Below are 25,441 nucleotides of genomic sequence, written 5' to 3' on the forward strand. Positions count from 1 at the left end.
CCCTGCATGTAAAGACGGATTACCATTGTGAAAAAGTCACCAGGACATAATCCGTGTGAAGCCTTCTGGCATTTCTTAGGTTTAAAATGCCTTCGCTATGCCGGAAGGGTTTTTCCTATGCCCCAGCGGAGAATTTCTCCATCACTCGTAAAAATGATTAACGGTGTTTGACACGATAAAGTTACTGGTTGTGGGACTACCATTTCTCGCTGCTGTGTTATTGGGCAGAGCCCTTATTCCTTATATCCTTTTGGTTACTTATAAAAAACGATTATTCGATCCGGTTGATATAAGGAAACTCCATAAAAATATTGTGCCCCGTTTGGGGGGGGTAGCTTTTGCTCCGGTACAGTGCTGTGTATTGGTGATCACGCTGGTATTTCTATATAAACTGGCCTTGGTCGATATTAATTTGCACGTCTCCTCTTGGATTATCATCCCGAGTATGATGCTGTTGATATGTGGGTTAGTTATGCTGTTCGTTGTCGGAATCGGAGATGACCTGATAGGCGTGGGATACAAGTGGAAGTTTTTGATTCAAGCCTTAACGGCTCTTCTTCTTCCAATGGGGGGACTGTGGATCAATAATCTCTATGGTTTAGGGGGTATTGGCCATATTCCTGCGGAAATAGGTATACCATTGACCATTTTCTTGGTTGTTCTAATCATTAATGCAATAAATCTTATTGACGGACTCGACGGGCTCTGCTCCGGAATTGTCGTCATCGGATCCCTGTTTCTGGGCGCTTTATTCAGTATTCAGGGGGCATGGTTGCATGCCATTTTCGCGTTTATCACTGCAGGTGTTTTGATGCCCTTCTTTTATTTCAACGTGTTCGGAACCTGGCGCAGAGGGCGAAGGATCTTTATGGGAGACACCGGTAGTATGACCTTGGGATATTCACTGGCGTTCTTGGTGATAAGTTATGCAACGGATAACCAGTTCATTAAACCGTCTTCTACAGATGCTCTGGTGGTTGCCTGTTCAGTGATTATTGTTCCGGTTTTCGATGTTGGCCGCGTTATGTTGGTCAGGTGGCGGTTAGGGAAAGCTATTTTCAGGCCCGACCGCAATCATTTACACCATAAATTTCTCCGGGCAGGGATGAGTAGGCATAGCGCTATGGTTTCAATCCTCCTTTTGATGGTCTTTTTCTGTGTTTTCAACATTACTATGGTGCGCTGGATGGACATCAATGTTGTAGTCCTATTGGATATATTGAGTTGGCTGGTGTTCCATTATGTCTTCAATAAATTGGAAAAGAGGAATGTAATTGCGAAAGGGGAAGTTTTTCTAAGATCGATTTTAAGTTTTCGCATATGAAAATTGCAGTTATTGGTGGCTCCGGTTTTGTCGGTACGCGCTTGATCTCCCTACTAAAACAGGATTCAGCGTGCGAGGTATGTAATATTGATATACAGCAAAGTCCCGTGCACGCAAATATTACCCGGATCGCAAACGTCTTGGATACAAAAGCGTTAAGGGAACATTTAACTGGTTCGGATGTTGTTGTGCTGCTCGCGGCTGAACACCGGGATGATGTAACGCCGGTTTCACTATATTATGATGTAAATGTTGAAGGCATGCGTAGCACACTCCAAGCGATGGAGTATAACAAAATAAAACGTCTTGTCTTCACGAGTTCTGTCGCTATATACGGACTGGATAAGCAAGAACCGGATGAGCTCGCACCGACCGATCCTTTTAATGATTACGGAAAAAGTAAATGGCAGGCCGAACAAGTTCTCCAGGCATGGTACGCAGATCATCCTGACTGGAATATCAATATCGTCCGCCCGACGGTCATTTTCGGTGAAGGCAATCGGGGTAATGTATTTAACCTGTTGCGTCAGATCGCAAGCGGCCGGTTTATGATGATAGGAAAAGGGCATAATCAAAAGTCTATGTCGTATATAGGTAACATCACGGCATTTGTAGAGTTTTTGATCAAGGAGAAAATTTCAGGTTATAACGTATACAACTATGGTGATAAGCCGGACTTTACTACGGCTGATCTGGTATATCATACCGGAATGATATTGAACAGAAAGATCCCAGCTATCCATATTCCTTATTGGCTGGGGATGCTGGGCGGATACGGCTTCGACCTGCTCGCACGTGTGACAGGAAGAAAGCTTAATATCAGCTCCGTCCGTGTGAAGAAGTTTTGTGCAGTTACCAAATACAATTCGGAAAAGGCTATGTGCTCTGGTTTTGTTCCTCCGTATCCTCTGCAGGATGGTCTGAAAAGGATGCTGTTGGAAGAGTTCTCAGCTAAAAAGTAATGTGATTGCGATGTCAGGGAACCGAACGATAGCGAAAAATACTATCTACCTCTATTGCAGGATGCTGCTTACCATGGGAATTGCATTATATACTTCCCGAGCAGTTCTGCAGACTCTGGGTGTGAGAGATTTTGGTGTTTATAACCTTGTAGGGGGGGTTGTGGTTCTTTTCTCTTTTTTGAACAACGCGATGTCCTCATCAACTCAGCGCTTTTTAAACATAGGAATAGCATCAAAGGATAGCAAGCGCGTAGGACAGATTTTCAGCATGAGCTTGAACATCCACTTTCTCATAGCGATCACCATATTGGTACTATCTGAAATTGTAGGACTTTGGCTGTTGAATCATCAGCTCAATATACCTAAAGAAAGGCTTCTTGCCGCCAACCTCGTATTTCAGTTTTCGATAGCTACCACCTTTGTGGGGGTTCTCAAGGTGCCTTATGATGCGATCATTCTTGCTCGCGAGCGTATGTCATTTTATGCGGTGGTAGGTATTATTCAGGCCGTTGCACGTCTGGCCATAGTTATGTCGATAAGTATGTCGATTACGCAGGACCGGTTGATAGTATATGCTTTTTTAATGATGATACTGGATGTTTTCAGCAGTATCGCTTTTTTCGTGTATTGCAAACTCAACTTCGGGTACCAGGTACACTATCGATTTGAAAAAAGCAAGGAACTTTTTAGGAGCCTAATTTCATTTTCCAGCTGGAGCCTTTTAGGACAAGTTTCCGTCGTAGGCTCCTCCCAAGGGATGGGGATGATACTTAATGTATTTGCCGGAGTAGTGGTAAACGCAGCGTTGGGGATTGCTGGGCAGGTTTCCGGCGCCGTGTATAATTTCATTTCCAGCGCACAGATGGCTTTTAATCCGCAAATTGTCCAAACTTATGCCGAAAATAAGCATGAAAGACATGTAAAATTGGTTTTGCAAGCATCCAGGTTTTCGTTCTTTTTATTTGCCATTCTTTGCATTCCGGTGCTCTTAGGTACCGATTATATCCTGACGCTCTGGTTGGGGGCAAATTACCCACAATATTCGGTGGGGTTTACGCGGCTTATTATCCTCACATCCGTCCTTACCTCCTTAGCCGGCCCGTTATGGATGTCAGCATATGCGGTGGGCAACATTAAACGCTACCAGTTCTGTGTGGCTGCGGTCAACCTAGCAGTACTTCCGATAGCTTACCTGGTCATGCTGTACAAACGCGACCCATTTCTGGTGATGGGAGCGAAGTTACTGCTGGATATGCTCTTGCTGATTTTTAGGGTGTATTACTTTAAAAGCAGACTGCTGATTAAGAACAGCGTACTGATGTTATATGTAAGAAGGATCCTTCCACTTTTTGTAATGGTATTTGCGCTCGCCCCTTTATCGGAATTTATCTCCATAAACGGACTGGGTGACCTCCTTATCTATTCGCTCTGCTGTGAGGCGGTCGTATGCGGCTATGTTTTTTTCTGGGGGCTGCGTCGGAGCGAAGTCGCTAATATACTGACGCTTGTGAAATCAAAAATTTTTGGGCTCACGTGAGATTTATATAAGAAATATGAAAAGTTTGATAAAATCGTATGTTAACCGCTGCGGCTATGACGTTACCCGGCGAGAAAATATAAGTGAAGCGGACTCGGTAGCAGCCGTTAAAAAGAACCGTTACTTTCCTAACTATGGAATTTTGGATACCAGCGTAGGTTCTAAAAATCTAGGGGACTTCATAATCATGGAGGCTATCAATACGGAATTACACCGACTCTTCGGTAACAAGGCTTATTTTACTACGTTTCCTACACATCTTCGGATAACACAAGAAGACCGCATGCTGCTGCTTGAAAAGGAACTGCTTTTTGTCTGTGGAACAAACTTGTTGAACTCAAGGATGGACGAGCATCTACAGTGGCATGTCGGACGTGAGGACTGGAATTATTATTACAAGCGTTGCGTCCTGGTCGGCACTGGATGGGGGAAATATGACGTTCGACCAACCACAGGAACCGCAGAAATGTTGCGTCACATGTTATCGGATAAGGTGCTTCATTCAGTCAGGGACGAATATTCAAAGGACATGTTGAACTCTATCGGCATTAGCAATGTGGTAAACACATGTTGTCCAACGACTTGGAACATACGGGGTCGGGAAATTGACGTGACAAAAAAGGGTATTGCTGTGACGACAGTTACAGATTACCATCAGGACACAGACAAAGATAGTCAGATGATAAACATATTACTGGCGAACTATGAGCAGGTTCATATTTGGATCCAGAGTATAGAAGATATAGCGTATATCGAAAAAATGCACATAACCGAAAAGGGCAAATTGATATTTATTCCACCTTCTTTAGAAGCCTATCGCGATTTTCTTGATACTAACGCCCACCGAGTTGATTATATAGGAACTCGTTTGCACGCAGGGATATACGCTATGCAAAGGAATATCCGCACGTTAATTATCGGCATTGATAATCGTGCTTCGGAAATAGCCAAAGATATTGGGATGGACATGGTAAAAAGGGAAAAAGTGGAAGATATCCAACAGTTTATAAATAGTCCGAAAACGAGCTTACTCAAACTCCCCTTTGATACGATCGCCAAGTGGAGAGAATCGATTCTTAATAACGCCGATCTGTAAGGATTTTGCCCGAAAAACTGACCTATGCAGGATACGATCAATTACAAAAGCATATTAAGAGCTTTAATGGCGGGCTTGGGCAGGCGGATTCTCCGTTTGCCGATGTTTCCGCAGCAAGAAGTAAAACTGGTGCGGACGACGGCTACAAAGTCGAGCGCGGTGCCGAAAGTGGTATGGATTTATTGGGAGGACGACCAGCTTCCCGACCTGATCATGGGTTTTGTGAATGATATCATGGTGAAACATCCGGAATACGAAATTAACGTGCTATCCAGGGCCACTCTTGACCAATATCTGCCTGATTTTTTTTGTCATCAAGATGTGCCGATCGCCAATAAGACAGATCTCATAAGGTTGGATCTCCTATACCGATACGGGGGAATCTGGTTAGATGCAACAATTATTTTAAAAGAAAAACTGGATTGGATCTATGGTCTTCAGTTCGACTCCGGGTTCGAGCTAACCGGCTTTTATCGGGGAACTAACACTGTCGATGAAGTTTACCCAGTCATTGAAACCTGGTTTCTAGCATCACCTCCGGGAAGTGTGTTTATAAAAAATTGGCTAGCGGAATTTAGTGCTATCCGTACGTTGGGTAGCCGTGCATATTTCGAGCTCCTTAGAAAGCGAGATGACTACCGTGTCATCAGTGCGAACATTGAGCCAGCAAGTTACCTGCTGGTATATTTGGCTTGTCAGATTGCCCTCAGGAAGACCAGTAATGTTAGCTTCTATCTACGACGCGCCGAAGATACGGCTTTTTACCTCCAGGATTATTATAAATGGAACGCAAACGTGATCACCTATGCATTAACCAGGTTGGATGCTACAAAGTGCGGGAGTAAGATAATCAAACTTACTTCAGGAGATCGGAAACTGTTGAACGGATTTATTGAATGTAAGCTGATCAGGAGAAAAAGTTTTATAGGACAGTTGCTTACGCCAGGGCGGGGCGCTAACGTATTGCAGCATGGATAGCAAATTTGTGTGCTTTATGAAAGGGCTTGCGGCAAACCTATTAAAGGGAAGGCAGATTCATCTTTGCCTGGGAGCTGCCGAGAAGGATATTGTCCTAAATAAAGATAAAACGGGGCCTTTGAGGTCGGTCCCGAAAAAGGTATGGATTTATTGGGATTCACAGAAGATACCCTACACCGTTCAGACAATTATCGACATTAATAGGGATTCAAGTCCGGATTATGAATTTGTTGTCCTGACCCCCGGAAATGTTTTCGATTTTATTCCTGAAGTTGATTTCCCGAAAGACCTGCTAAGGGCACACAAAGCCGATTATATCAGGCTTCAACTACTGGCGCTGTATGGTGGGGTATGGGTCGACGCAACTACAATACTGATCGAAGGGCTTGGCTGGATAGAAAAAGTCAATAATGACCGACAGTTCGACCTGTTGGGATATTATCGCGATAAAAGTACGTTGGATTATTCGTTCCCGATCGTGGAAACGTGGTTTCTTGCGGCTCCGCCCGAAAATCGCTTTATACTATTATGGCTGGAGCTTTTTTCACCAATCCTTGATTACGGAAGCACAGATTTCTTCCAACAGCTGAAATCCAGAAAGGATTACGCTCTGCTATCCCAACGAATGTCCGATCCCAGTTATCTATTGCTAAATCTTTGCGAGCAGCAGGCCAGTAGGGAATTGGGAGACGTAAATATGTTTCTGAAGCGATGTGAAGACAGTGCCTTTTATATCCAGGAACAATGTGAGTGGGATTTTAATAGGATAAATTTTGTCCTCTGTCGCCAGCAGATGCCTCTGGAGCGATACAGGATAATAAAACTTACTTCCCGCGACCGGGAGTTCACGGACTATTACCGAAAATGGGGACTTATCGATAAAGGCAGCATTATAGGACAGTTATTGCAGAAACAGATATCTAATGTATAGAAAACGTATGCAGGACTTGAAGAACAAACACGGGCAGCCATGTGCTGTCAAACTTAAGGACTATATAAACGGTGACAGGATGGACTATTATTCGTTTTTCTCGAAAGGTTTTTTGCTGGATTTTCTGTTTCAGACCGAACAGTTCTGGTTACGGAGATTTGTGAAAAGCTTACGCAAAGAGGAGTATTTCACTTTTATCAGACCCAATAGCATCTTTCGGTTCTATTACCGTCGAAAAAAAAATATTTACGGTAGAAAGCTTGGCTTTTTTATCCCGGCCGGATGCTTTGGCAGCGGATTAAAAATCTATCATTATGGATCTGTTATCGTCAATCCAAAAGCAAGGATAGGTAAAAATTGTACGGTGCACGGTAACTGCTGTATAGGAAGCAAGGGTACGTTGGTGGAAGAGGCGCCTCGTATTGGAGATCAGGTCGATATCGGGCAAGGAGCCCAAGTTCTTGGAAATATAACCATAGCAGACGGGGTAAAGATAGGTGCCGGGGCAGTAGTTGTTCACTCTGTACCAGAACCTAATGTCACAGTAGTCGGTATCCCGGCAAAAATCACTAATTCGAATCAATAAGATATGGCTTTAGTATCATTCCTAGTACCAGCCTATAAAGCGAGGTTCCTGCAGGAGGCGCTCGACAGCATGTTATCGCAGACCTTTACTGACCATGAAATCATTGTCGTGGATGATGCTTCACCTCAGGAGCTAGAGACCGTGGTTTGCGGATACAGGGATCCGAGGATCCGGTATTACAGAAACGCTGAGAACATCGGAGGAAAAAGCCTAGTTGCGCAATGGACGAACTGTTTGCAGTACGTGACGGGGAAGTTTATGGTCCTGGCAGCAGATGATGACATTTACGATCCTTACTTTCTTGAAACATGCTTGTCGCTTTTTGATAAATATCCAAATGTGAATATGGCAAGGACCGGTTCGAAACAGATCGATGAAAAGGGCCGGCTGATCGGCATTGATGGAATACTTCCTGAGCACTGCAGTAAGTACCAGTATTTATTCTATTGGTTGCAGGCCGCAGCGTTTACCTGTATGGGTAACATGATGTTCAGAACGGATGTCCTTAAAAGAAAAGGATTCGTGGACCTGCCATGTGCTTTCGGTTCTGATACGGCAACAGCCGTACAGATGAGTGAACAAGGAGTGGGCAGCAGCCCGTTGATGCTGTTTAGCTTCCGGATATCCAATATACACCTTTCCAGTGATCTGGGCAAGCTCGACGAAAAGCTAGAGGCAAACACGCTGCTTTTTGAGTGGATCGGTAGTTTAGGATACCACAAGCCTGAAGGGATATTGGATCGCTTTATGTTTGAAAGGACATCCTGGCCGGTCCTCTATGCTAAATGTAGATACGATTATTATAATCTAGTCATTAAGCATCTTCCGTTCTTCAAATTCTACTGGATTCAGAAATGTCGTTTGTTGACAACTAAGGACAAGGTTTTAATGTTCTTGCGCTTCTGCAAGGATAAGGTGATAGGTCAGTAAATAGGATAACGGATGATCAACAGCAAATTTTCTAACGACAATGTACCTGTAGTGCTAGCTTTTACTCCGGACTATTTTGTACCGGCGGCAACTTGCATATTCTCTATTTTGACGTCGTCAAGACCTTCCGACCGGTTTCATTTTATTTGCCTTCTGACGCAGCCATTACAAGAGTCTTATAAGGACAAGCTTGGAAGACTTGCTGAAGGCCGAGCGAAATTTTCTTATATCAATCTGGACGGCGCCCTACCTGAAATTTATGTTGACCAGAAGTATACCATAGCAGCTTCTTACAGGTTACTGTTGCCGGCAATTTTGACAAGTCTTCAGAAGGTATTGTATGTTGACTGTGATATGATTTTCAGGAATAACCTTGCTGACCTCTATAGAATGACCGAAATAGGGGACTATTATATGGCTGGTGTATTTGAAGCTACATTAGAATTTCAGAAACCCTATTTATCTACGATAGGATGTAAAGCGGGTGAATATATTAATTCCGGTATGCTGTTGATGAACCTTCGGGCACTGCGTGAAGACAATATGGTTGAGAAACTTCTGGATGCCGCTAAGGAGGACCATCTGCAGTTTCCCGATCAGGATGTAATCAATCAACTATGTCAGGGTAGGATTATGGGATTGCAACCTTACTGGAATAGTATCCGGACATTTTGGTTGCCACAGTATAAGCCCGATTTTTTAAAGTACTATACGTTAAAGGATTGGAAATATATCCAAGATCGAGGAAATATACATTATACCGGTGCCAAACCATGGAATACATTCACGGTCGGGTTTGACGTATGGTGGTATCATTTTAAACAGTTGCCGAAAGATATCAGGGAGATGATGGATTTTCCTAAAGGCCTTTATCCACTGGCGAGTTTTTACGGGAGCCGTATTGGAAAAGGATTGATTGATGGAGCTCGCAAGCTCAATAGGTATATAAAAACTAAAAAAGTATGAGGCATGCTTACCTAATCATGGCGCATAATGAATTTGGGGTGCTGCAAAAGCTTGTTGAAGCATTGGACGATATGCGCAATGACATATTTGTCCATATCGACAAAAAAGTGGCCGAATGTCCTTTGCTTAGGACCGTTTCCGCTGGACTCTATTACATCCGGGAAAGAATTGATGTCCGATGGGGAAGTGTCTCCCAGATTAAAGCAGAGTATGCTCTTTTCGAAGAAGCATACCGTCGCGGCCAGGGGTACTCGAGGTACCATCTGATCTCTGGTACACACCTGCCCCTGAGAACCCAGAATTTCCTTCATGCCTATTTTGCCAAGCAGGAGAACTTTCAGTGGGAACTGCTACGATATATCTATACAAACGCGTACGAAGTCAACATGAAGCTTGGTAGATACCATCTCTTCTTGAATGGCTATAAGCATAAGGTTTTGTGGGTGAGGTGGTTGTTTTCTAAAATGTGGCATCTTGCGCTGAAAATACAGTATTTTTTTGGGATCCAGCGTGCAGTTCCACCTGTCAATATCAAAGCCAATAATTGGGTGAGTCTTACCGATGGAGCCGTAGGCTATATCGTTCGCAGCAAAGCGGAAATCTTAAAGGTTTTTAGATGGTCATTTTGTGGGGATGAATATTTTGTGCCGTATCTATTGCAAAAAGGAGAGAATAGGTTTAAGCTAAGAAATGACGAGTCATTTCTTTATAATGATATTCAGGAAAATGCAAACGCCCGCGTCCTGGGTCGTGAAGATTATAAAAAATTAAAAGAATCGGGAAGCATGTTCGCCCGAAAGTTCAGCGAACAGGATATGGATGTTGTAAACGAGATTTTAAGAACCTTAAAAAATTAATTGGCGTATAGGATGAACTTTTCATTTTTCAGCAAGCAATCGCGCCCCGGCCCTATTCAGACAGCATGGCATATTATCCGCAAACGGAAGATATGGCTCGGACATGATAAAGTGTATGATTTTTGGAAACCTATAGTGGAAGACTATCATCACAACAAAATAGACCAGTATGATTTTAAAGCCAAGGTCGTGTTTGATACCGATAAGATTATCTGGCAGTATTGGGGACAAGGGTTTGCTGACGGTACACTTCCGGAAGTAGTCCGCACGTGCGTAGCATCGGTAGATGTAAATAAAGATGACTATCACATCGTACGGTTAGATGATAATAATATCTCGGACTATTTGGACTTGCCCTCATTTGTCTTGAAAAAGCGTTATAACCCCGAATTTACCAGAACGTTTTTTTCTGATCTGTTACGTGTATGCCTTTTAAACACCTATGGCGGAGTCTGGCTTGACGCGACCATATTGTTGACCAAGCCATTACCATCTTACTGGCAACAGCTTGATTATTTTGTCTTTCAGAGAGACGATACTGTAATTGAAAAGCAATTTTGGGAACACAGTTACGCGTACTATTGGGGATGGAACAAGCGCTTTAGGGTGCGTATGTTGAATAGTATCCTTGTCGCAAAGAAAGGAACTCCTGTAATCAGGGCACTGCAAGATTTGCTTTTGTACTATTGGAAAGGGCAAGAGTCTATTTTAAATTATTTTTTCTTTCAGATATTATACAACGTGTTGCTCGAAAGTAACGGAAACTATAAGACATGCCCCCTAGTGAGCGATACGCTCCCCCATCTTCTTCAGACAAAGATAAATAACCCGGCAAGTAGATTTTCCTACCAGGAGGCCTTAAAACATACCGGTATACACAAGATGTCATACTTCGGAACTGAGTCGATCCGGCGCTTTAATCAAATGGTTGAGGAAATCTTAAAAAACACAATTGCTTAGCATATGGGAATAAAAACGGATAGACATGCTTACCTGATACTTGCCCATCATGAATTCGGCATTCTGGAGCGTTTGTTGGCTGCCCTTGATGATGAAAGGAACAGTATATACATACACATTGACAGTAAGGTCGTTTCATGGCCAGAGCTTAAGGTACACTCTGGTGTTCTGCACGTCTTGGAGAATCGTATCGATGTGCGCTGGGGAGACCTTAGTGTCGTGGAAGCCGAACTGCTTCTTTTTCGGACTGCCATTAATGAAGGTCCCTATGCCTACTACCATCTGATTTCCGGCGTGGATATGCCTTTGCTTAACCAATCGCAGATCCATGCTTTCTTCCGCAAGCATTCCGGCAAAGAGTTTATCGGTTACTCTTGTGGAGATCAATCGTTACAACTTAGCAGGAAGGTCCAACGGTACCATTTATTTCCGGGTAGCTTCCGTAAGGATGCCGGAATTGCTTATGAATTAAAGCGGATAATTCGCGCAGTCGTCCTTCGTTTTCAGCTGCTTGTTGGACTTCGACGTAACGACCATATAGAATTCAAAAAAGGAACGCAATGGGTCAGTGTGACCGAAGATTTTGTGTCTTATCTACTCGATAAGGAAAAAGTGATCAAAGCGATGTACAAGATGACATTCTGTGCTGATGAGGTCGTATTGCAGACCATCTGTTGGCATTCTCGCTTCCGCGGACAGCTGTACGATGTTGATAACGAGGGGGTGGGGTCGCAGCGTTTTATTCGTTGGAAGGACAATATACTGCATGACTGGGGGAACGAAGATATTGAAGAGCTACTTAACTCGGGATATATGTTCGCTCGGAAATTTAACAGTATCCAAATGGAGGTCGTCGATCAAATTTTAAAGCATATTTTAAGCTCAGAGGCTAATGAAAAAACGAACGCAGAGTAACAGTCCTTTGGTTTCTATAATCGTTCCGGTGTATAATGCGGAGAAGACGCTTCCTGGGTGCCTTGCCTCTTTGGCAAAACAGACCTACGTGGAGTTAGAATTAATATTTGTTGACGACTGTAGCAGCGACAATACTTCCTTATTACTCCAGGACTTTGGCCAACAACAGGACGGACGGATACGGGTGCTCCGTCACAAAAAAAATAAAGGCGTCGCGGCGGCCCGAAATTCTGGGCTGGATCTAGCGACCGGAGTTTTTATCTACTATGTCGATGCCGATGACAGGATTGAACCAAATGCAATCGCCGTACTTGTCGAGGCCGCTCAAGAAAATAACGCCGAAATAGTGGGATGCAATTGGTTTCTATCCTTTGCAAGCGGTGAACGGAAAATGAACCAGCCTTCCTTCAGCGATCCATGGGGGGCAATCTCGCAGATGTTGGCGGGAAACATGCGATGGAATCTTTGGTTATTCCTTACCGCGCGGGCCTTGTACGATGATTTTGGTATCCGGTTTACTGAAGGTATGAACATGGGAGAGGATCTCATGGTAATGGTGCGGTTATTTTCTCAGGCAGAGCGTGTAGTGCATGTTGACAAGGCGCTTTACCACTATGAACAGACCAACGGAAATTCCCTGACAAAGGTATATTCCCTTCGGCACCGGGAAGAAGTTACATTCCACGTGGATCAGGTAGAGCGCTGCCTTAAAAATTCGAGATTTAAACACCGGTTAGGTTCTTCCATTGATTTGCTAAAGTTCCACATAAAGCTACCATTTCTAATATCAGATAAGGGTTCAAGCTATCGAATCTGGATGGAATGGTTTCCAGAAATCAACTATATAACAGATATGGGTGGTAGGTTGTCCATCCGTTTGCGGGTATTGCGGTGGGCGGCGCTCCAGCAGCAATATTGGTTGCTCCAGCTGCACTACTTTATGCTCACGAGGGTTGTTTACGGATTAATTTATAAATAATTGAAGTGATGGCTCTGTTTCGTTTTTTTCAGTTTTTGTTATTGGCCATCTTGGTGAGTCTGTATTTTTTTCCAGTCAGCTTTAGCTTTCTCCCTTTCTCGTTGAATACGAAAATAATGCTTGCTGTGGTTGGAATGGTTTTTTTGGCCCTAGATTGTATTCAGGTTAGATCGGTCAATGTATCCAGGGCGCTGTTGGGAGCTATTTGTCTAACGGTGCTGTTTTCGCTAATCTGTTTTATTTCGGTGGATATAAATGGAACTAGCGATTATTCGTATGCCTCGTATATCTCCAGTTTCGCAGTTTGGCTTTTTGCTGCCTATGGCGCATTTGCATGCTTGCGTATGCGGCATGGATATGTGGACTTAAAGCTCATTACATTCTATCTGGCGGCCGTATGTTTTGGGCAGTGCGTGGTGGCGCTCTTGATCGATAACATACCCGCGGTTCAGGTTGCTGTAGATAGCTACATCAATCAGGGACAGGAATTTTTCGAAGAGGTCGACCGTTTATACGGTATTGGCGCCGCGCTGGATACAGCCGGTGTCCGCTTCTCGGTGGTCCTGATTATGATTGCAGGTGTATTGAGCCGCGATCCAAAAGTTCGTAAGAATCCTTGGCTAATCATATCCCTGTTGATCGCCTTTTTTACAATCGCATTGATCGGAAATATGATCTCCCGTACGACAATGGTCGGCGTGGGTATGGCAACCATGTATTTTGTCTACGCATCCGGTCTCTTTCGGATTATCGTTAGATATGAATCCATAAACCTTGGGGTATGGTTCGGTACGCTGTTATTGTTGGCCGTTTTTATAGCGAGCTACCTTTATCAGACAAACGAAGATTTCCATGACCAGATCAGGTTTGCATTTGAAGGTTTTTTTAATTGGGCTGAACATGGCGAATGGAGGACAGATTCTACCGATAAGCTAAATCGGGAAATGTGGGTGTGGCCGTCAGACTTGCAGACCTGGGTAATTGGGTCCGGTCTCTTTGATAATTGGGTGTACAGTTCGGATATCGGTTACTGTCGCTTTATTCTTTATTGCGGCGTAATTGGATTTAGCGTTTTTGCATTTTTTTTTGTTTACAATGCAGTGCTTTTTGCCTACGTGTATCCCGCTTATCGCGGAATGTTTGCTTTATTCCTCATGCTCTCATTCGTTGTCTGGCTTAAAGTAGCAACAGACATATTTGTCATCTACGCTCTACTCTACTGCATGGGCACAAACCGTAAAACTATAATAGCTATTTCATGACGATCGTATATTCCATAGCGGCAACCCACAGCCCAGGAGGGATGGAAAGGGTGTTGGCCAATAAGGCAAATGAACTCGTGCGCAGGGGGCATCAAGTGATTATCGTGACGACAGATCAGCAGCATAAGCCCGCGTACTTCAAGATGGATACAGAAATTCGTTGTTTCGATCTTGCTATCAACTATGTTGAAGAACGTGGTAAGAGTTTATTTGTGAAGACATTGAATTATTTAAATAAGCAACGTGTGCATAAAGCACGGTTGAAGGATTTACTACTTAAAATACGTGCGGATATTGTGGTTTCTATGTTTGATCACGATGCCACTTTTTTATATAGCATCCGGGACGGAAGCAGGAAAGTGCTGGAAGTACATTTTTCACGCTTCAAGCGGATTCAATATAGTCGCCGGGGAGTATGGGGAATAGCCGACCGGTGGAGAAGCAGACAGGATGTCCGGCTAGCAGAGCGGTATGATCGCTTTGTGGTGCTTACAGAAGAAGACAAAAGGTATTGGGGGAACGTTTCTGGGATCGCCGTAATTCCAAACGCCAATAGCTTTGTTTCACCCCGTCAGGCGCCCCTGACAGCCAAGAGGGTGATCGCTGTAGGACGCTACGATTATCAAAAAGGATTTGATGAACTGATCGAAGTATGGTCGCACGTCCATAAACAATATCCAGATTGGCGGCTCGATATTTTCGGCAGGGGACCGTTGCGGAACGAGTTGCAACGGCAAATAGAAGTACTTCATTTGGATGAAGTCGTGTCGCTACGTGAACCGGTTTTCCAAATTGAAAACGAGTATTTGACGAGTTCTATTTTAGCGATGACTTCCAGATACGAGGGACTTCCTATGGTTCTTTTGGAAGCTCAGGTATGCGGGCTGCCATTGGTCGCCTATGCGTGTAAATGTGGTCCCAAGGACATTATAAGGAATGGCGAAAACGGTTTTCTCTTGGAGGAATACGATAAAGAGGGGATGGCAAGTAAGCTAATGTTGTTGATGGAAAATTCGGAACTACGTATACAAATGGGGGAAGCGTCGAAAAATAGATCGAAAATATATGAAAAGGATTGTATTATGGAACAGTGGATAAGATTGTTCGACGGTCTGAATCGGGAAGGAGAAGACAGAGGAAATGGATAGGAAAACAATCGTTATTTCGGCAGTCAACCTCGTAGAAGCTGGGCCTTTAGCCATTCTTAGGGAATGTTTGTCTTATCTGTCGCTACTTGCGGGGGAGGCGAACTATCGGGTGGTTGCAATAGTCTATAAAAAAGAGCTGGCAGATTATCCGCACATTGAATACATCGAGACCCAGTGGCCAAAGAAACGTTGGATAAATAGGCTGTGGTATGAATATGTCTCTTTAGGGCGTATATCGGAGGATTTGTCACCCGTGCAGCTTTGGCTCTCCCTTCACGACACTACACCGTCAGTAAAGGCACATTTTAGGGCGGTATATTGCCATAATGCTTTTTCTTTTTACAGGTGGCGGTTTCATGATCTACTATTTGCCCCTAAGATTGCACTGTTTGCTTTGTTTACAAAGTACATTTATGCAACAAATATCAAAAAGAACAACTTTCTGATCGTGCAGCAGGAATGGTTCAAAAAAGGCATGAGCAGTATGTTTGGCCTGGATCCTGAACTTATTATTGTTTCCCCGCCTCAGGTAAAGCCATTTGTTCATGGCATAATCGGTGCAAATAACGGCCGGAGCGGGAAATATACCTTTTTATTCGCAGGGTCTCCGAACAGTCATAAGAATTTTGAGGTTATTTGCCGGGCGGCGGCAATACTGGAAAAAGCTGGTGTTCATGATTTCACTGTGCGTATAACAGTGAAAGGTACTGAAAACCGTTACGCAAAATGGCTATATAGGCATTGGGGGCATTTAAATACGATAGACTTTATTGGGTTTGTAAGCCGGAGGAGGCTTGAAGATTTGTATCAAGAGTCCAATTGCCTCATATTCCCCTCAAAAGTAGAAACTTGGGGGTTACCGATATCCGAGTTTGCAAGTTTGCAAAAGCCTATGCTCCTGGCTTCGCTTCCTTACGCAGAGGAAACTGCTGGTGGTAGCAGATTTGTCGCTTTTTTTGATCCGGATTGCGCTGAGGTATTGGCCTCACAAATGAGGAAACTTGTAATGGGGGACATCTCTTTTTTAAAACCAGTTCCTCAACCCGCCTATAACGAGCCCACAGCCACCTCCTGGTGCGAGCTTTTTTCCCTTCTTCTGACCGGCGATAAATCGGTTCATTCAACTAATAAAGGTATTTATGATAACTAGTTTCGCATGAGGATTTTACAGTTAGGAAAATTTTATCCAATTCGTGGCGGAGTGGAAAAGGTCATGTATGATCTAACATCGGGGCTTTCTTCAAGGGGTATTCTCTGCGATATGCTCTGCGCGTCTACTGAGGGCCAAGACGCCGGAACGTTCACTTTGAACGGTTTTGGTCGCCTGATAGTCGTGCCTACCCTGATAAAAGTGGCAGCGACGATGATTTCGCCGTCGATGGTCACTACCCTTAGAAAGATAGCTGGATCATACGATATCATTCATATCCATCATCCTGATCCGATGGCCTGTTTGGCACTTTGGCTTTCAGGATATAAGGGGAAAGTGGTACTGCACTGGCACGCGGACATCCTAAAGCAAAAGACGTTATTGAAATTGTATGGACCATTACAAAATTGGCTTATCAAGCGCGCAGATATCATTGTAGGTACAACACCTGTGTATGTAAAGGAGTCCCCTTTCCTACAGCATGTCCGGCACAAATTAAGTTATATACCCATCGGTGTGTCTCAGACACTGGCGGATGATGACGTAGTTCAATCGGTTCGCAAACGCTATCCGGGGAAGTCCCTTATCTTTTCACTCGGTCGTTTGGTTGCATATAAAGGCTATGAATACTTAATCAGGGCAGCTGCCCTGCTGCCCTCAGAATGTCAAGTGTTGATCGGTGGAAAAGGTCCATTACACGATACGCTAACCAAGCTTATAGCGGAACTGGGAGTAAACGACCGCGTCACGTTGCTGGGTTTTCTGCCCGATGAGCATATTCCCAGTTATTTCGCGGCAAGTGACATATTCTGCTTGAGTTCGATATGGAAAACAGAGGCTTTCGCTATCGTACAGATTGAAGCTATGGCCTTTGGTGTGCCGGTAGTTTCTACCGATATACCCGGATCCGGGGTAAGCTGGGTAAATAAGAACGGTAAATCAGGCCTTGTTGTCGAGCCAGAGAATGCGGTAGCATTGGCTGACGCGATCAGTCGCATATGTGGAGACAGCCATTTAAAAGAACGTCTGAAACAAGGGAGTAGAGACCGTTACACTCAATATTTCACGGACAAAAACATGCTAGATACTTGTCAAACTGTCTATCGGAAACTTCTCGATAAGTTTCCTGATATACCAGTACCCAGCCGTGAAAATGATTGCTAAAAAGAAGGGGAGAATGAAAAAAGAACATGAAAACAAAATTACCGAGACTTTCTTGGAATTGCTGAGAGCTGGTCTGTGGAATCGTGAGCCTGATTTGGAATGCCTGCTTCCTTTAACCTCTAACGAATGGTCGGCAGTACACGATCTTGCCAAAAAACAAACGGTGGAAGGGCTAGTGTTTGCAGGGGTACAAAAATTAAATGATTTACAACATGTTGATAGACAGATGATTTATAGGCTAGTTATTCGGGTTGAAGCTATTGAACGGGCCAATAGTAGAATGAACGATGTAATTATGGAACAATCTGCTTTCTTCTCGCAACAAAGCCTAAATCCTATCCTGCTAAAGGGGCAGGGGGTTGCGCGTCATTACATAGAACCGCTAAGACGCGTTTGTGGAGACATTGATTGGTATTTTTCCAGTCCAGAGGAATTCCGGGCCGCCTTTGATCTGTTGATTAAGACTGGGATCCGCCCGAGCGTGGACAGAAGCGGCAATTTTGTCTATAACTGGAAAGGGCAGGTCGTGGATCATCACCGCAAAATGTTCGATTCGTACGGACCGTTCTCACGTCGATCGCTGCAGGAAATCGAACGTGAATTAAATCCAGTAAACTATATGGTTCAAGGTTGTCCGGTTATGGTTCCTGCACCGACGGTCGAAGTGATACAGGTTACCTTACATATCTTAAAGCATATGCTCGCCTTTGGCGTTGGTATCCGTCAGATATGTGATATTGCTAGGTTATACGTTGCTCATGCGCATTCAGTTGACGGTCAAATGTTAAAGAAGGTGTATCAATCCCTTCGGGTAGATAAGTGGGTCAACCTGTTGCATAATACGCTAGTCAATAGTCTTGGGATGTCGACTTCCCTGTTACCTTTTGGCGACTGCCCGCCGAGTTCTGATGACCGGATTTTAAATGATGTCTTAAATGCTGGAAATTTCGGTTTCTTCAACGGGCAGACTCCCGATATGAAAAATAATATACAAGGGAAGTCACGGTCTTTAATTACCGTAATGAAGAATACGGCACGGTATCTTCCTTATGCACCTTTTGAGGCTGTAAGTTTTCCCTTTACCCATTTTTTCTCAGATCTGCTCAGAGCAGCAAAAATTAAAAAATATAAATAGATATAAAGTATGATACAAAAAATGAAAACACTGAACATTCTGGCATTGCTATTTGGCTTAGCATTGTTTCATTCTTGTGGTCTGTCAAAAAAGGTTGTGTACGTTGGTGATATGACTACCGATTCAATCTACAATGTCGTAAAAGCACCTCCACTCCGCTTGCAGAAGGCGGATCGGGTAAGTATTACTGTTCATTCAAAAGATCCAGAACTCGCTGCACCATTTAACGCAATGACAGGTGCATATACGGTAAGTGAGAATGGAACAATATCGACGAGGGAAAGAGAGGCTTCCGTTGTTGACAACTATGTTTTGGATCAACAAGGTAATATTGATTTTCCAGTATTGGGAAAGCTGGCTTTGGAGGGCCTTAGTACCGAGGAAGTACGTGATCTAATACGTGGAATGTTGATTGATAAGGGGCTGATTAACGATCCAGTCGTTAAAGTGAACCTTCTTAATCTAAAAATTAACGTTATGGGCGAGGTGAGTTCGATCGGTATTATAGAAGTCCCGGAATCGAAAATAAATCTATTGGAAGTCATTTCCAAAGCGGGCGGACTGACCCGTAACGCTGCGCCTGACAGAGTCACAGTGATACGTGAAGAAAACGGCGTACGAAAGAAGGTTTATAATGATATCCGTTCGCAAGAGCTATTTAATTCCCCAACATTTCATCTTCAGCAAAACGATATCGTGTACGTGGAACCAAAGTCAGCGGAAACATCCGTAGCAGAGGATAGAGCATGGAGGTATTGGTCCTTAGGCATAGGGATGTTTACCTTAACCCTTACATTATTAAACCTTTTTAAATAATGTCATCAAATCTAGTTAGTCCGGAGGTGCAAGGCAATTCCGGGCAGAGTCAGAGTTCGATTAACATTTTGGATGTCGTAAAATATCTAATTGGTCATTGGAAGTGGTTTCTCCTCTCGATAGTATGTTTTGCTGCGATCTATTATTATCAATTTGCAAAATCGCCGTTTATTTATCAGAGTTCTCAAACCGTGATCATTAAGACGCCCATGAACACCCCGGTGACCGCGAGAATTTCGAGGACTAATGACGCTTATAACTCGATAAATGTAGCCAGTGAAATATTACAGTTAAAGTCAAAAGAGCTTATGCGACAGACTGTCGAATCCACTGCTGCAAACGTCAGTTATTCGGTTATTCGGGGATTACGGCATGTGGAACTTTATAAAGAATCTCCGATTGAAGTTTCTTTCCCTGGTATAGAATCGGATGTCAATCGGGCCTTTTCAATCGTGCTTAAAAATCTTAAAGAAGCCGTTTTATATTTCCCAAATAATGAAGGTGAAAAAAAGGAAATGAAAGTATCGCTTGGCGATACTGTTGCAACTCCTATCGGAAACTTAATGATCCTGGCTCGAGCAGAGTTTTCCGAAGGATATTTGAATGAGGAAATCTTTATCCATCGGCGGCCTATTAGTGAGACTGCAGCTCAATTTATGGGCAGTCTTTCCATTAAGCAGATGGAAGATGATGCCTCGCTACTCCGTGTTATTATTGAAGACCAGCATCCACAACGGGCGGCAGATCTAATTACGGAAATGGTAGAGGTATATAACAGACTGTCCCTGGAAGACAAGAACCAAATAGCAGTAAATACGGCAAACTTCATTCGGGATCGCTTACAGATTATTGAGAGTGAACTGAGTTCCGTGGAATCTGATATTCAAGCCTTACGTACCCGGAATCAGGGCGTCGACGTCTCTTCAGTGGGTCAGGTATATTTTTCTGATTCCAGACAGTACCAAATGGAACGTACGAAAATAGAAACAGATGTCAAGCTTGCCCAAATGATGCGCGAATATCTTAATGATAGCGACAAACAAAACGAACTTATCCCTAACAACACCGGGTTGGTAGAAGCGAACGTGGAAGAGCAGATCAATGAGTATAATAAGAACCTGTTACGCCGTAATAGGTTGATCGAAGGAAGCAGTCCCGCTAATCCAGTAGTGCAAGATCTCAATAGTGCGCTGGAGGCTATGAAAAGCAATATTTCAAGGGCAATTGATAACGCTATTGTTGGACTTCGGGTAAAGTCACGGAACCTGGAAGCAGAAGAGTCAGCGGCGAGAGGAAAAGCTATGCAATTGCCCAAACAACAGCGTGTTATGCTTTCTGTGGAACGGCAGCAAAAAGTCAAAGAAGAACTTTATCTATATCTCCTCAATAAGAGAGAGGAAAATGCCATCAACCAGGCAATGACGCAAAACAACATTAGGGTAATCGATCCAGCCACTGTTTCCTCAGCGCCTATCTATCCAAATAAGTTTCGGAAGGTTGCACTTGGAGCAGCGATAGGCTTTGTTATACCGGCTGTAATATTACTTGCACTGGCAATGCTGGACACCGAAGTACGCAACCGAAAGGATATCGAAACTGTAATCGCTACCCCGCTGCTGTGTGAAATTCCATTTATTAGCAGGAAGGGAAAAGATGGGGAAGATTTATTGGTGAAAGCAACTGGGCGTGATCCGTTGACCGAAGCTTTCCGGATACTGGGCACCAATATTGGCTTTATGACCTCCGAGGGCATGGCACCTAAGGTGCTGACTTTAACAAGCTTTACAGTCGGGGTCGGTAAAACATTTACTTCGTTAAATCTTTCCAAAACACTTTCATTTTTGGACAAGAAAGTCATCGTCGTAGATCTCGATCTCAGAAAAGGAACGCTCAGCAACAGGATCGGCCTGACCCAGACTAAGGGAATTAGTCATTACTTAGCAGACACTAGTATAACGTTGGATCAAATTGTTTATGAAAATTTTGAAAATGGAAACGTCGACTATATTCCCTTAGGAGCGATTGCACCAAATCCTATCGGGCTACTCCTGAGTAAAAGACTGGACAACCTTATTTTGGAACTTAAGCAAACATACGATTATATCATTGTTGATAGCGTTCCATTGGGGATTGTCGCTGATTCTACGATTGTCGATCGAATTTCTGATTTGACATTGTTTGTTATACGCGCGGGAAAAATGGATCGCAGACAATTGCCAGAAATAGAGAAGATCGATCTTCAAAAAAGGCTCTCAAACTTGGCTGTCGTGCTCAATGGCGTGGAATTTGGAAGTAGAAGGTACGGCTACGGCTATGGCTATGGTTACGGCTATGGTTACGGTCAGGAAATAGGTCGTAATGTCCAGAATAAGTTCCTTTCTCGGATCAAGCGTTTCTTCAAAAGGCAATAGAGGAAGAGACTTGTTTACGAAGAAGCTTAAAATATCATATACGCATGTTGCCAAATGATCGAAAGATTTAATGGACTCATATCTTCTACTTAACATTGGTGCATTTAAATATTTCCGTGCCTAGAAAATTCTGTTATCGGAAAATAAAGAATCTCGGAGGTTTGCCATCTTTGTGGCAGAGGATGTTTTCACTCCAATATCTAAAGTTGGTGTAGTAGCCACATTGGTAATTGTAAATGTTTTCGAAATTTCATAGGTGAACAGAACCATGTATTGTCACCCCGGCAATACATCGGTTCTTCTTTATCGTTACATGATCTGTCGACTTGAAACCGAATATGACCTTATATGGAAACGGGGGCGAAATACATTTTCTATTAGTCTATATAAATCCTTTGATAATGAATATTATTTTAAACCTAAGCTTAAAGAACGTACGTGGTATATACCATTGGATATCCTGAATATGAAAGAAGAAATAAAAACAACAGTGGCAATCGTTGATGACAATCGATTAATCGTGGAGGTCGTAGACAATGTACTGACCGGTTTTGGGTACGATGTTCTTCTTAGAGCCAATAGCGGAGAAGAAATCCTAGAGCTAATAAAAAACGGAAACGTTATCCCCGAAATATGCGTTCTAGATATTAATATGCCCGATTTAGGCGGATTTCAGACAGCCGTATTGATACGTGAACGCTACCCGCAAATGAAAATTTTAGCTTTTAGTAACCAGACGGATCCTAAAACTGTTTCGAAGATGTTGGAAAGTGGAGCAAACGGATTTGTTTCCAAAATCTCTGGTATTTTTGAGCTCCGAAATGCGGTGGACGCCCTTGTTAAGGGAGGTACCTATTTGGGAACTGGAGTTAAGACCGTTGATGGATGAAGGTTATAATATACGCCAATCAAATCTTTTGAATAATTTGTATGGCTAGTTTACGAAAATAAAGTTGATATCACCGATGAGGAAAAAACAAGTTTTTCGGACCTTTTGACTTTAGAAGTAATGCATTCAGGCCGAAGCCTCAAGTTACCTGTGTAATACACGAGCGGAAAGGTAAGTCAGACTTATGGTTTAACGAAGTGCCTAATAGGCCGAATATAACGTAGCTGCTCAACAAACACCTCAAAACTAGCCGATGACTTGTGCTTGATCTGAGACGTCCGACAATTCGCGCATCCAGTTATTGAAATCTGCGTCCGAAGGGATTTGAAATTTTTTACGCAATCTGTTCTTTCGGATCTGTACAGCCCTTACGGTAACAAAGGTATACTCTGCAATATTTTTTGTCGAAAAGTTTAGAAAGGCCATAGCGCAAAATTCGAGCTCTGAGCTTCTAAGATTAGAGTCAAATGATCTCAGCGCTTGTATAAATTCTGGATACAACTCTTTAAATAAGGTCAGGAATTCCGGGTTATTACTTTTTGCAAGTTCAATCAGATTATTAAACTTGTTTTCCCCGATCTGTGCCGTTAATTCTTTATTGATCGTTTCTGTTTCCTGCAATACCTCATCTTTTTTATCTAAAATCTTACGGTTACGCCCAACTCTCCATACAAAAAACGCTATCGCCAAAGCAAGCATTGTCAATGAAACAATTGAAATTGTAACCGATTTTGAGATTTTTGTGGCGGATTCATGATCTTTCAATTTCAGAATCCGACTGAGCACCATATCCACGACCTGTCTATTTTCGTTTTCAAGGGAATCATTGAGTCGGCTGAAGGCTAAGTCATATTGATCCGATTTAATTTTGTCCAAATTATTCGCACGATAAAAATCCGCTAATTGTCTATACGAGTTTTTTATTCCATTTCTGCTGCCCAATTCCCGCATATTGGTTAGGTTCTTTTCATAATAAGTGGCGGCTTTTTCAAAATTCCCTTTCTTTTCTTCTAGAAGAGCCAAGGAACTATATGTATTCAGAACGACAGGAACATTGTACTTCTTTACAAGTGCCAGTGCTTTATCAAGATATTGCTGAGCTTTAAGAAACTCACCCTTCTTCACGTATAACCTGCCCAAGTTGTCATATACCACCAAATAGCGGAAGATCTCGTTCTTCTCATTAGTACCTTGTAGGATTTCCAATTGAAGTTGGTTGTATTTTTCTACAGAGTCAGGCTGACCCAAAGCGTCAAAAACAGTACTTAAATTTTCGTAGGTAAACTGGTAGGATTTTTTTTGTTTTTCGCCTGTCAGGTGCTTGATTAAACCCAATTGCAGACGAAATTCCTGTAGAGCCTGCTGATAGAGCTTGAGCTCCCCGTAGGCTCTCCCTCGGACTCGATGAACTTCGGACTGCGCGAGAATTCTTTCCTTATAATACCTTGTAGTCTCCACGCGGTCAAGATGTTTGAGCCCCTCTTTAAACAGTCCAACATGCACTAGTCCCTCTGCTATCCATGAATGGGCTCTTGCTATTCCATCATCATAATTAGATTCGTAGGATAAATTAAGTGCTTTTATGGCAGTTTCTATGTATGGTACCAACTGCCCAGAATTAGATAATTCTCTTGTTTTATTTAACAGCGAATCAACCTGTTGTTTCCGAACGTCACCCGCGCTTGCTTTAAGTGTAATTAGTAATAGGATTAAAAATATAGTCTCTTTTTTCATTTGTACTTTATCAAATTTTCTGTCAGGTAGTTTTTGCCGAAGCTAGTTCAGGTTGGTTTCAGCCCGCAACTTATCGTGAGCTAATTTAAATATTTTAAACGTTAATCAGAGTAAAACGACGGAGCAGCTTAGCACTATCTGTTGTCTTTGGTCGATAGGATATAGAGGCAAACTGATGACCTTTCACGAGCATAAATCGATGAATAGTTTTTGGTGCTGCTCAACAGCAGAACAAAATTGTGTCTGATGCCAATACGTTTAGTAGGCAAGATCGGTAGGCGTACTAATGAAAAGGCTGGAGAAGCTAGCTGAGCTGACCTAATTATCCTCGAGACTTTGTACTTAACGTTCTGGATAGATAACGACAAAATGATATCATGGAAATAATTGAGGACATGCATTCGCGCAAATCTACCATTATCGTAAGCCACATGCCTGTAGCCATATGGCTCGCTATTTTTTTTGAACAAACTATTGATGATACAATGCTCAATAGGATGGTCCATACTGTCCATCTATTTAATGTAGTCGGTGCAAGTTTACTAAAAAAAAGGTCTTTGTAATGGTTTACAAAAAGCACAGTCACTAAAACTGGTGCATATTAATGGAATATACACAGTAATATTAAAAAAAAGCCTAAGCGCTTGCTTTTAATATCTCTACGACCAATCGATTAACAGCGATCAGGGACACAAGACAAAGCTACTAAAA

23 protein-coding genes are annotated in these 25,441 nt (G+C 43.0%); 22 read left to right on the forward strand and 1 reads right to left on the reverse strand.

From position 1 onward, the window contains the following. Nucleotides 1-163 precede the first annotated feature (163 nt). The 21 genes from ACFSR5_RS17855 to ACFSR5_RS17955 all read left to right on the forward strand — a co-directional run bounded on the left by ACFSR5_RS17855 (nt 164) and on the right by ACFSR5_RS17955 (nt 22,996). A complete protein-coding gene (locus ACFSR5_RS17855) occupies nt 164-1,324 on the forward strand; it encodes an MraY family glycosyltransferase (RefSeq protein ID WP_380905834.1) in 1,161 nt (386 codons plus the stop codon). Further along, nucleotides 1,321-2,286, forward strand: coding sequence for an NAD-dependent epimerase/dehydratase family protein (locus ACFSR5_RS17860; RefSeq protein WP_380905835.1), 966 nt, complete (start codon nt 1,321-1,323; stop codon nt 2,284-2,286). The genes ACFSR5_RS17855 and ACFSR5_RS17860 overlap by 4 nt, the downstream gene beginning before the upstream one ends. A 10-nt stretch (nt 2,287-2,296) precedes the next feature. Further along, nucleotides 2,297-3,823, forward strand: a complete 1,527-nt coding sequence (locus tag ACFSR5_RS17865) for a lipopolysaccharide biosynthesis protein (RefSeq protein WP_380905836.1) — start codon at nt 2,297-2,299, stop codon at nt 3,821-3,823. A 16-nt stretch (nt 3,824-3,839) separates the two neighbouring features. Continuing rightward, nucleotides 3,840-4,919 carry a polysaccharide pyruvyl transferase family protein gene (locus tag ACFSR5_RS17870; protein ID WP_380905837.1) on the forward strand — a complete coding sequence of 360 codons (1,080 nt, stop codon included), beginning with the start codon at nt 3,840-3,842 and terminating at the stop codon, nt 4,917-4,919. Nucleotides 4,920-4,943: 24 nt separating this feature from the next. Next, the gene (locus ACFSR5_RS17875; protein ID WP_380905838.1) at nt 4,944-5,897 is read left to right on the forward strand and encodes a glycosyltransferase family 32 protein; all 954 of its coding nucleotides are present in this window, start codon (nt 4,944-4,946) and stop codon (nt 5,895-5,897) included. Continuing rightward, a complete protein-coding gene (locus tag ACFSR5_RS17880; protein WP_380905839.1) occupies nt 5,890-6,828 on the forward strand; it encodes a capsular polysaccharide synthesis protein in 939 nt (312 codons plus the stop codon). The genes ACFSR5_RS17875 and ACFSR5_RS17880 overlap by 8 nt, the downstream gene beginning before the upstream one ends. Next, nucleotides 6,821-7,414: a serine O-acetyltransferase gene (locus ACFSR5_RS17885; RefSeq protein WP_380905840.1), complete on the forward strand. Its 594-nt coding sequence runs from the start codon at nt 6,821-6,823 to the stop codon at nt 7,412-7,414. The genes ACFSR5_RS17880 and ACFSR5_RS17885 overlap by 8 nt, the downstream gene beginning before the upstream one ends. A 3-nt stretch (nt 7,415-7,417) precedes the next feature. Next, on the forward strand, nt 7,418-8,344 hold the full coding sequence (locus ACFSR5_RS17890) for a glycosyltransferase family 2 protein (RefSeq protein ID WP_380905841.1): 927 nt from the start codon (nt 7,418-7,420) through the stop codon (nt 8,342-8,344). 12 nt (nt 8,345-8,356) lie between these two features. Continuing rightward, a complete protein-coding gene (locus ACFSR5_RS17895; protein WP_380905842.1) occupies nt 8,357-9,310 on the forward strand; it encodes a glycosyltransferase family 8 protein in 954 nt (317 codons plus the stop codon). Continuing rightward, complete coding sequence (locus ACFSR5_RS17900) at nt 9,307-10,167, forward strand: beta-1,6-N-acetylglucosaminyltransferase (protein ID WP_380905843.1); 861 nt, start codon at nt 9,307-9,309, stop codon at nt 10,165-10,167. The genes ACFSR5_RS17895 and ACFSR5_RS17900 overlap by 4 nt, the downstream gene beginning before the upstream one ends. 12 nt (nt 10,168-10,179) lie before the next feature. Continuing rightward, nucleotides 10,180-11,127: a capsular polysaccharide synthesis protein gene (locus ACFSR5_RS17905; protein ID WP_380905844.1), complete on the forward strand. Its 948-nt coding sequence runs from the start codon at nt 10,180-10,182 to the stop codon at nt 11,125-11,127. A 3-nt stretch (nt 11,128-11,130) separates the two neighbouring features. Beyond that, nucleotides 11,131-12,042 (forward strand): beta-1,6-N-acetylglucosaminyltransferase, encoded by a 912-nt coding sequence (locus ACFSR5_RS17910; protein WP_380905845.1) that lies wholly within the window; start codon nt 11,131-11,133, stop codon nt 12,040-12,042. Next, nucleotides 12,020-13,021 carry a glycosyltransferase family 2 protein gene (locus tag ACFSR5_RS17915; RefSeq protein ID WP_380905846.1) on the forward strand — a complete coding sequence of 334 codons (1,002 nt, stop codon included), beginning with the start codon at nt 12,020-12,022 and terminating at the stop codon, nt 13,019-13,021. The genes ACFSR5_RS17910 and ACFSR5_RS17915 overlap by 23 nt, the downstream gene beginning before the upstream one ends. 8 nt (nt 13,022-13,029) lie before the next feature. Beyond that, complete coding sequence (locus tag ACFSR5_RS17920) at nt 13,030-14,283, forward strand: hypothetical protein (RefSeq protein WP_380905847.1); 1,254 nt, start codon at nt 13,030-13,032, stop codon at nt 14,281-14,283. Next, nucleotides 14,280-15,431 carry a glycosyltransferase family 4 protein gene (locus tag ACFSR5_RS17925; RefSeq protein WP_380905848.1) on the forward strand — a complete coding sequence of 384 codons (1,152 nt, stop codon included), beginning with the start codon at nt 14,280-14,282 and terminating at the stop codon, nt 15,429-15,431. The genes ACFSR5_RS17920 and ACFSR5_RS17925 overlap by 4 nt, the downstream gene beginning before the upstream one ends. Continuing rightward, complete coding sequence (locus ACFSR5_RS17930; protein WP_380905849.1) at nt 15,424-16,581, forward strand: glycosyltransferase family 4 protein; 1,158 nt, start codon at nt 15,424-15,426, stop codon at nt 16,579-16,581. The genes ACFSR5_RS17925 and ACFSR5_RS17930 overlap by 8 nt, the downstream gene beginning before the upstream one ends. Before the next feature lie 6 nt (nt 16,582-16,587). Further along, nucleotides 16,588-17,745 carry a glycosyltransferase gene (locus tag ACFSR5_RS17935; protein ID WP_380905850.1) on the forward strand — a complete coding sequence of 386 codons (1,158 nt, stop codon included), beginning with the start codon at nt 16,588-16,590 and terminating at the stop codon, nt 17,743-17,745. Nucleotides 17,746-17,758: 13 nt separating this feature from the next. Next, nucleotides 17,759-18,880: a nucleotidyltransferase family protein gene (locus ACFSR5_RS17940; protein ID WP_380905851.1), complete on the forward strand. Its 1,122-nt coding sequence runs from the start codon at nt 17,759-17,761 to the stop codon at nt 18,878-18,880. 21 nt (nt 18,881-18,901) lie between these two features. Next, nucleotides 18,902-19,696 (forward strand): polysaccharide biosynthesis/export family protein, encoded by a 795-nt coding sequence (locus tag ACFSR5_RS17945; RefSeq protein ID WP_380905852.1) that lies wholly within the window; start codon nt 18,902-18,904, stop codon nt 19,694-19,696. Beyond that, nucleotides 19,696-22,107 carry a GumC family protein gene (locus ACFSR5_RS17950; RefSeq protein ID WP_380905853.1) on the forward strand — a complete coding sequence of 804 codons (2,412 nt, stop codon included), beginning with the start codon at nt 19,696-19,698 and terminating at the stop codon, nt 22,105-22,107. Before ACFSR5_RS17945 ends, ACFSR5_RS17950 begins: the two co-directional genes overlap by 1 nt. Nucleotides 22,108-22,363: 256 nt before the next feature. Next, complete coding sequence (locus ACFSR5_RS17955; RefSeq protein ID WP_380905854.1) at nt 22,364-22,996, forward strand: response regulator; 633 nt, start codon at nt 22,364-22,366, stop codon at nt 22,994-22,996. 246 nt (nt 22,997-23,242) lie between these two features. Here the strand turns inward: ACFSR5_RS17955 and ACFSR5_RS17960 are convergent, their stop codons facing one another. Then, a complete protein-coding gene (locus tag ACFSR5_RS17960; RefSeq protein ID WP_380905855.1) occupies nt 23,243-24,730 on the reverse strand; it encodes a tetratricopeptide repeat protein in 1,488 nt (495 codons plus the stop codon). Nucleotides 24,731-25,107: 377 nt separating this feature from the next. Between ACFSR5_RS17960 and ACFSR5_RS17965 the strand changes: the two genes are divergently transcribed. Continuing rightward, the gene (locus tag ACFSR5_RS17965) at nt 25,108-25,293 is read left to right on the forward strand and encodes an ATP-binding protein (protein ID WP_380905856.1); all 186 of its coding nucleotides are present in this window, start codon (nt 25,108-25,110) and stop codon (nt 25,291-25,293) included. Nucleotides 25,294-25,441 lie beyond the last annotated feature (148 nt).

Source organism: Sphingobacterium suaedae (genome assembly GCF_042684625.1).
Taxonomy (GTDB): domain Bacteria; phylum Bacteroidota; class Bacteroidia; order Sphingobacteriales; family Sphingobacteriaceae; genus Sphingobacterium; species Sphingobacterium suaedae.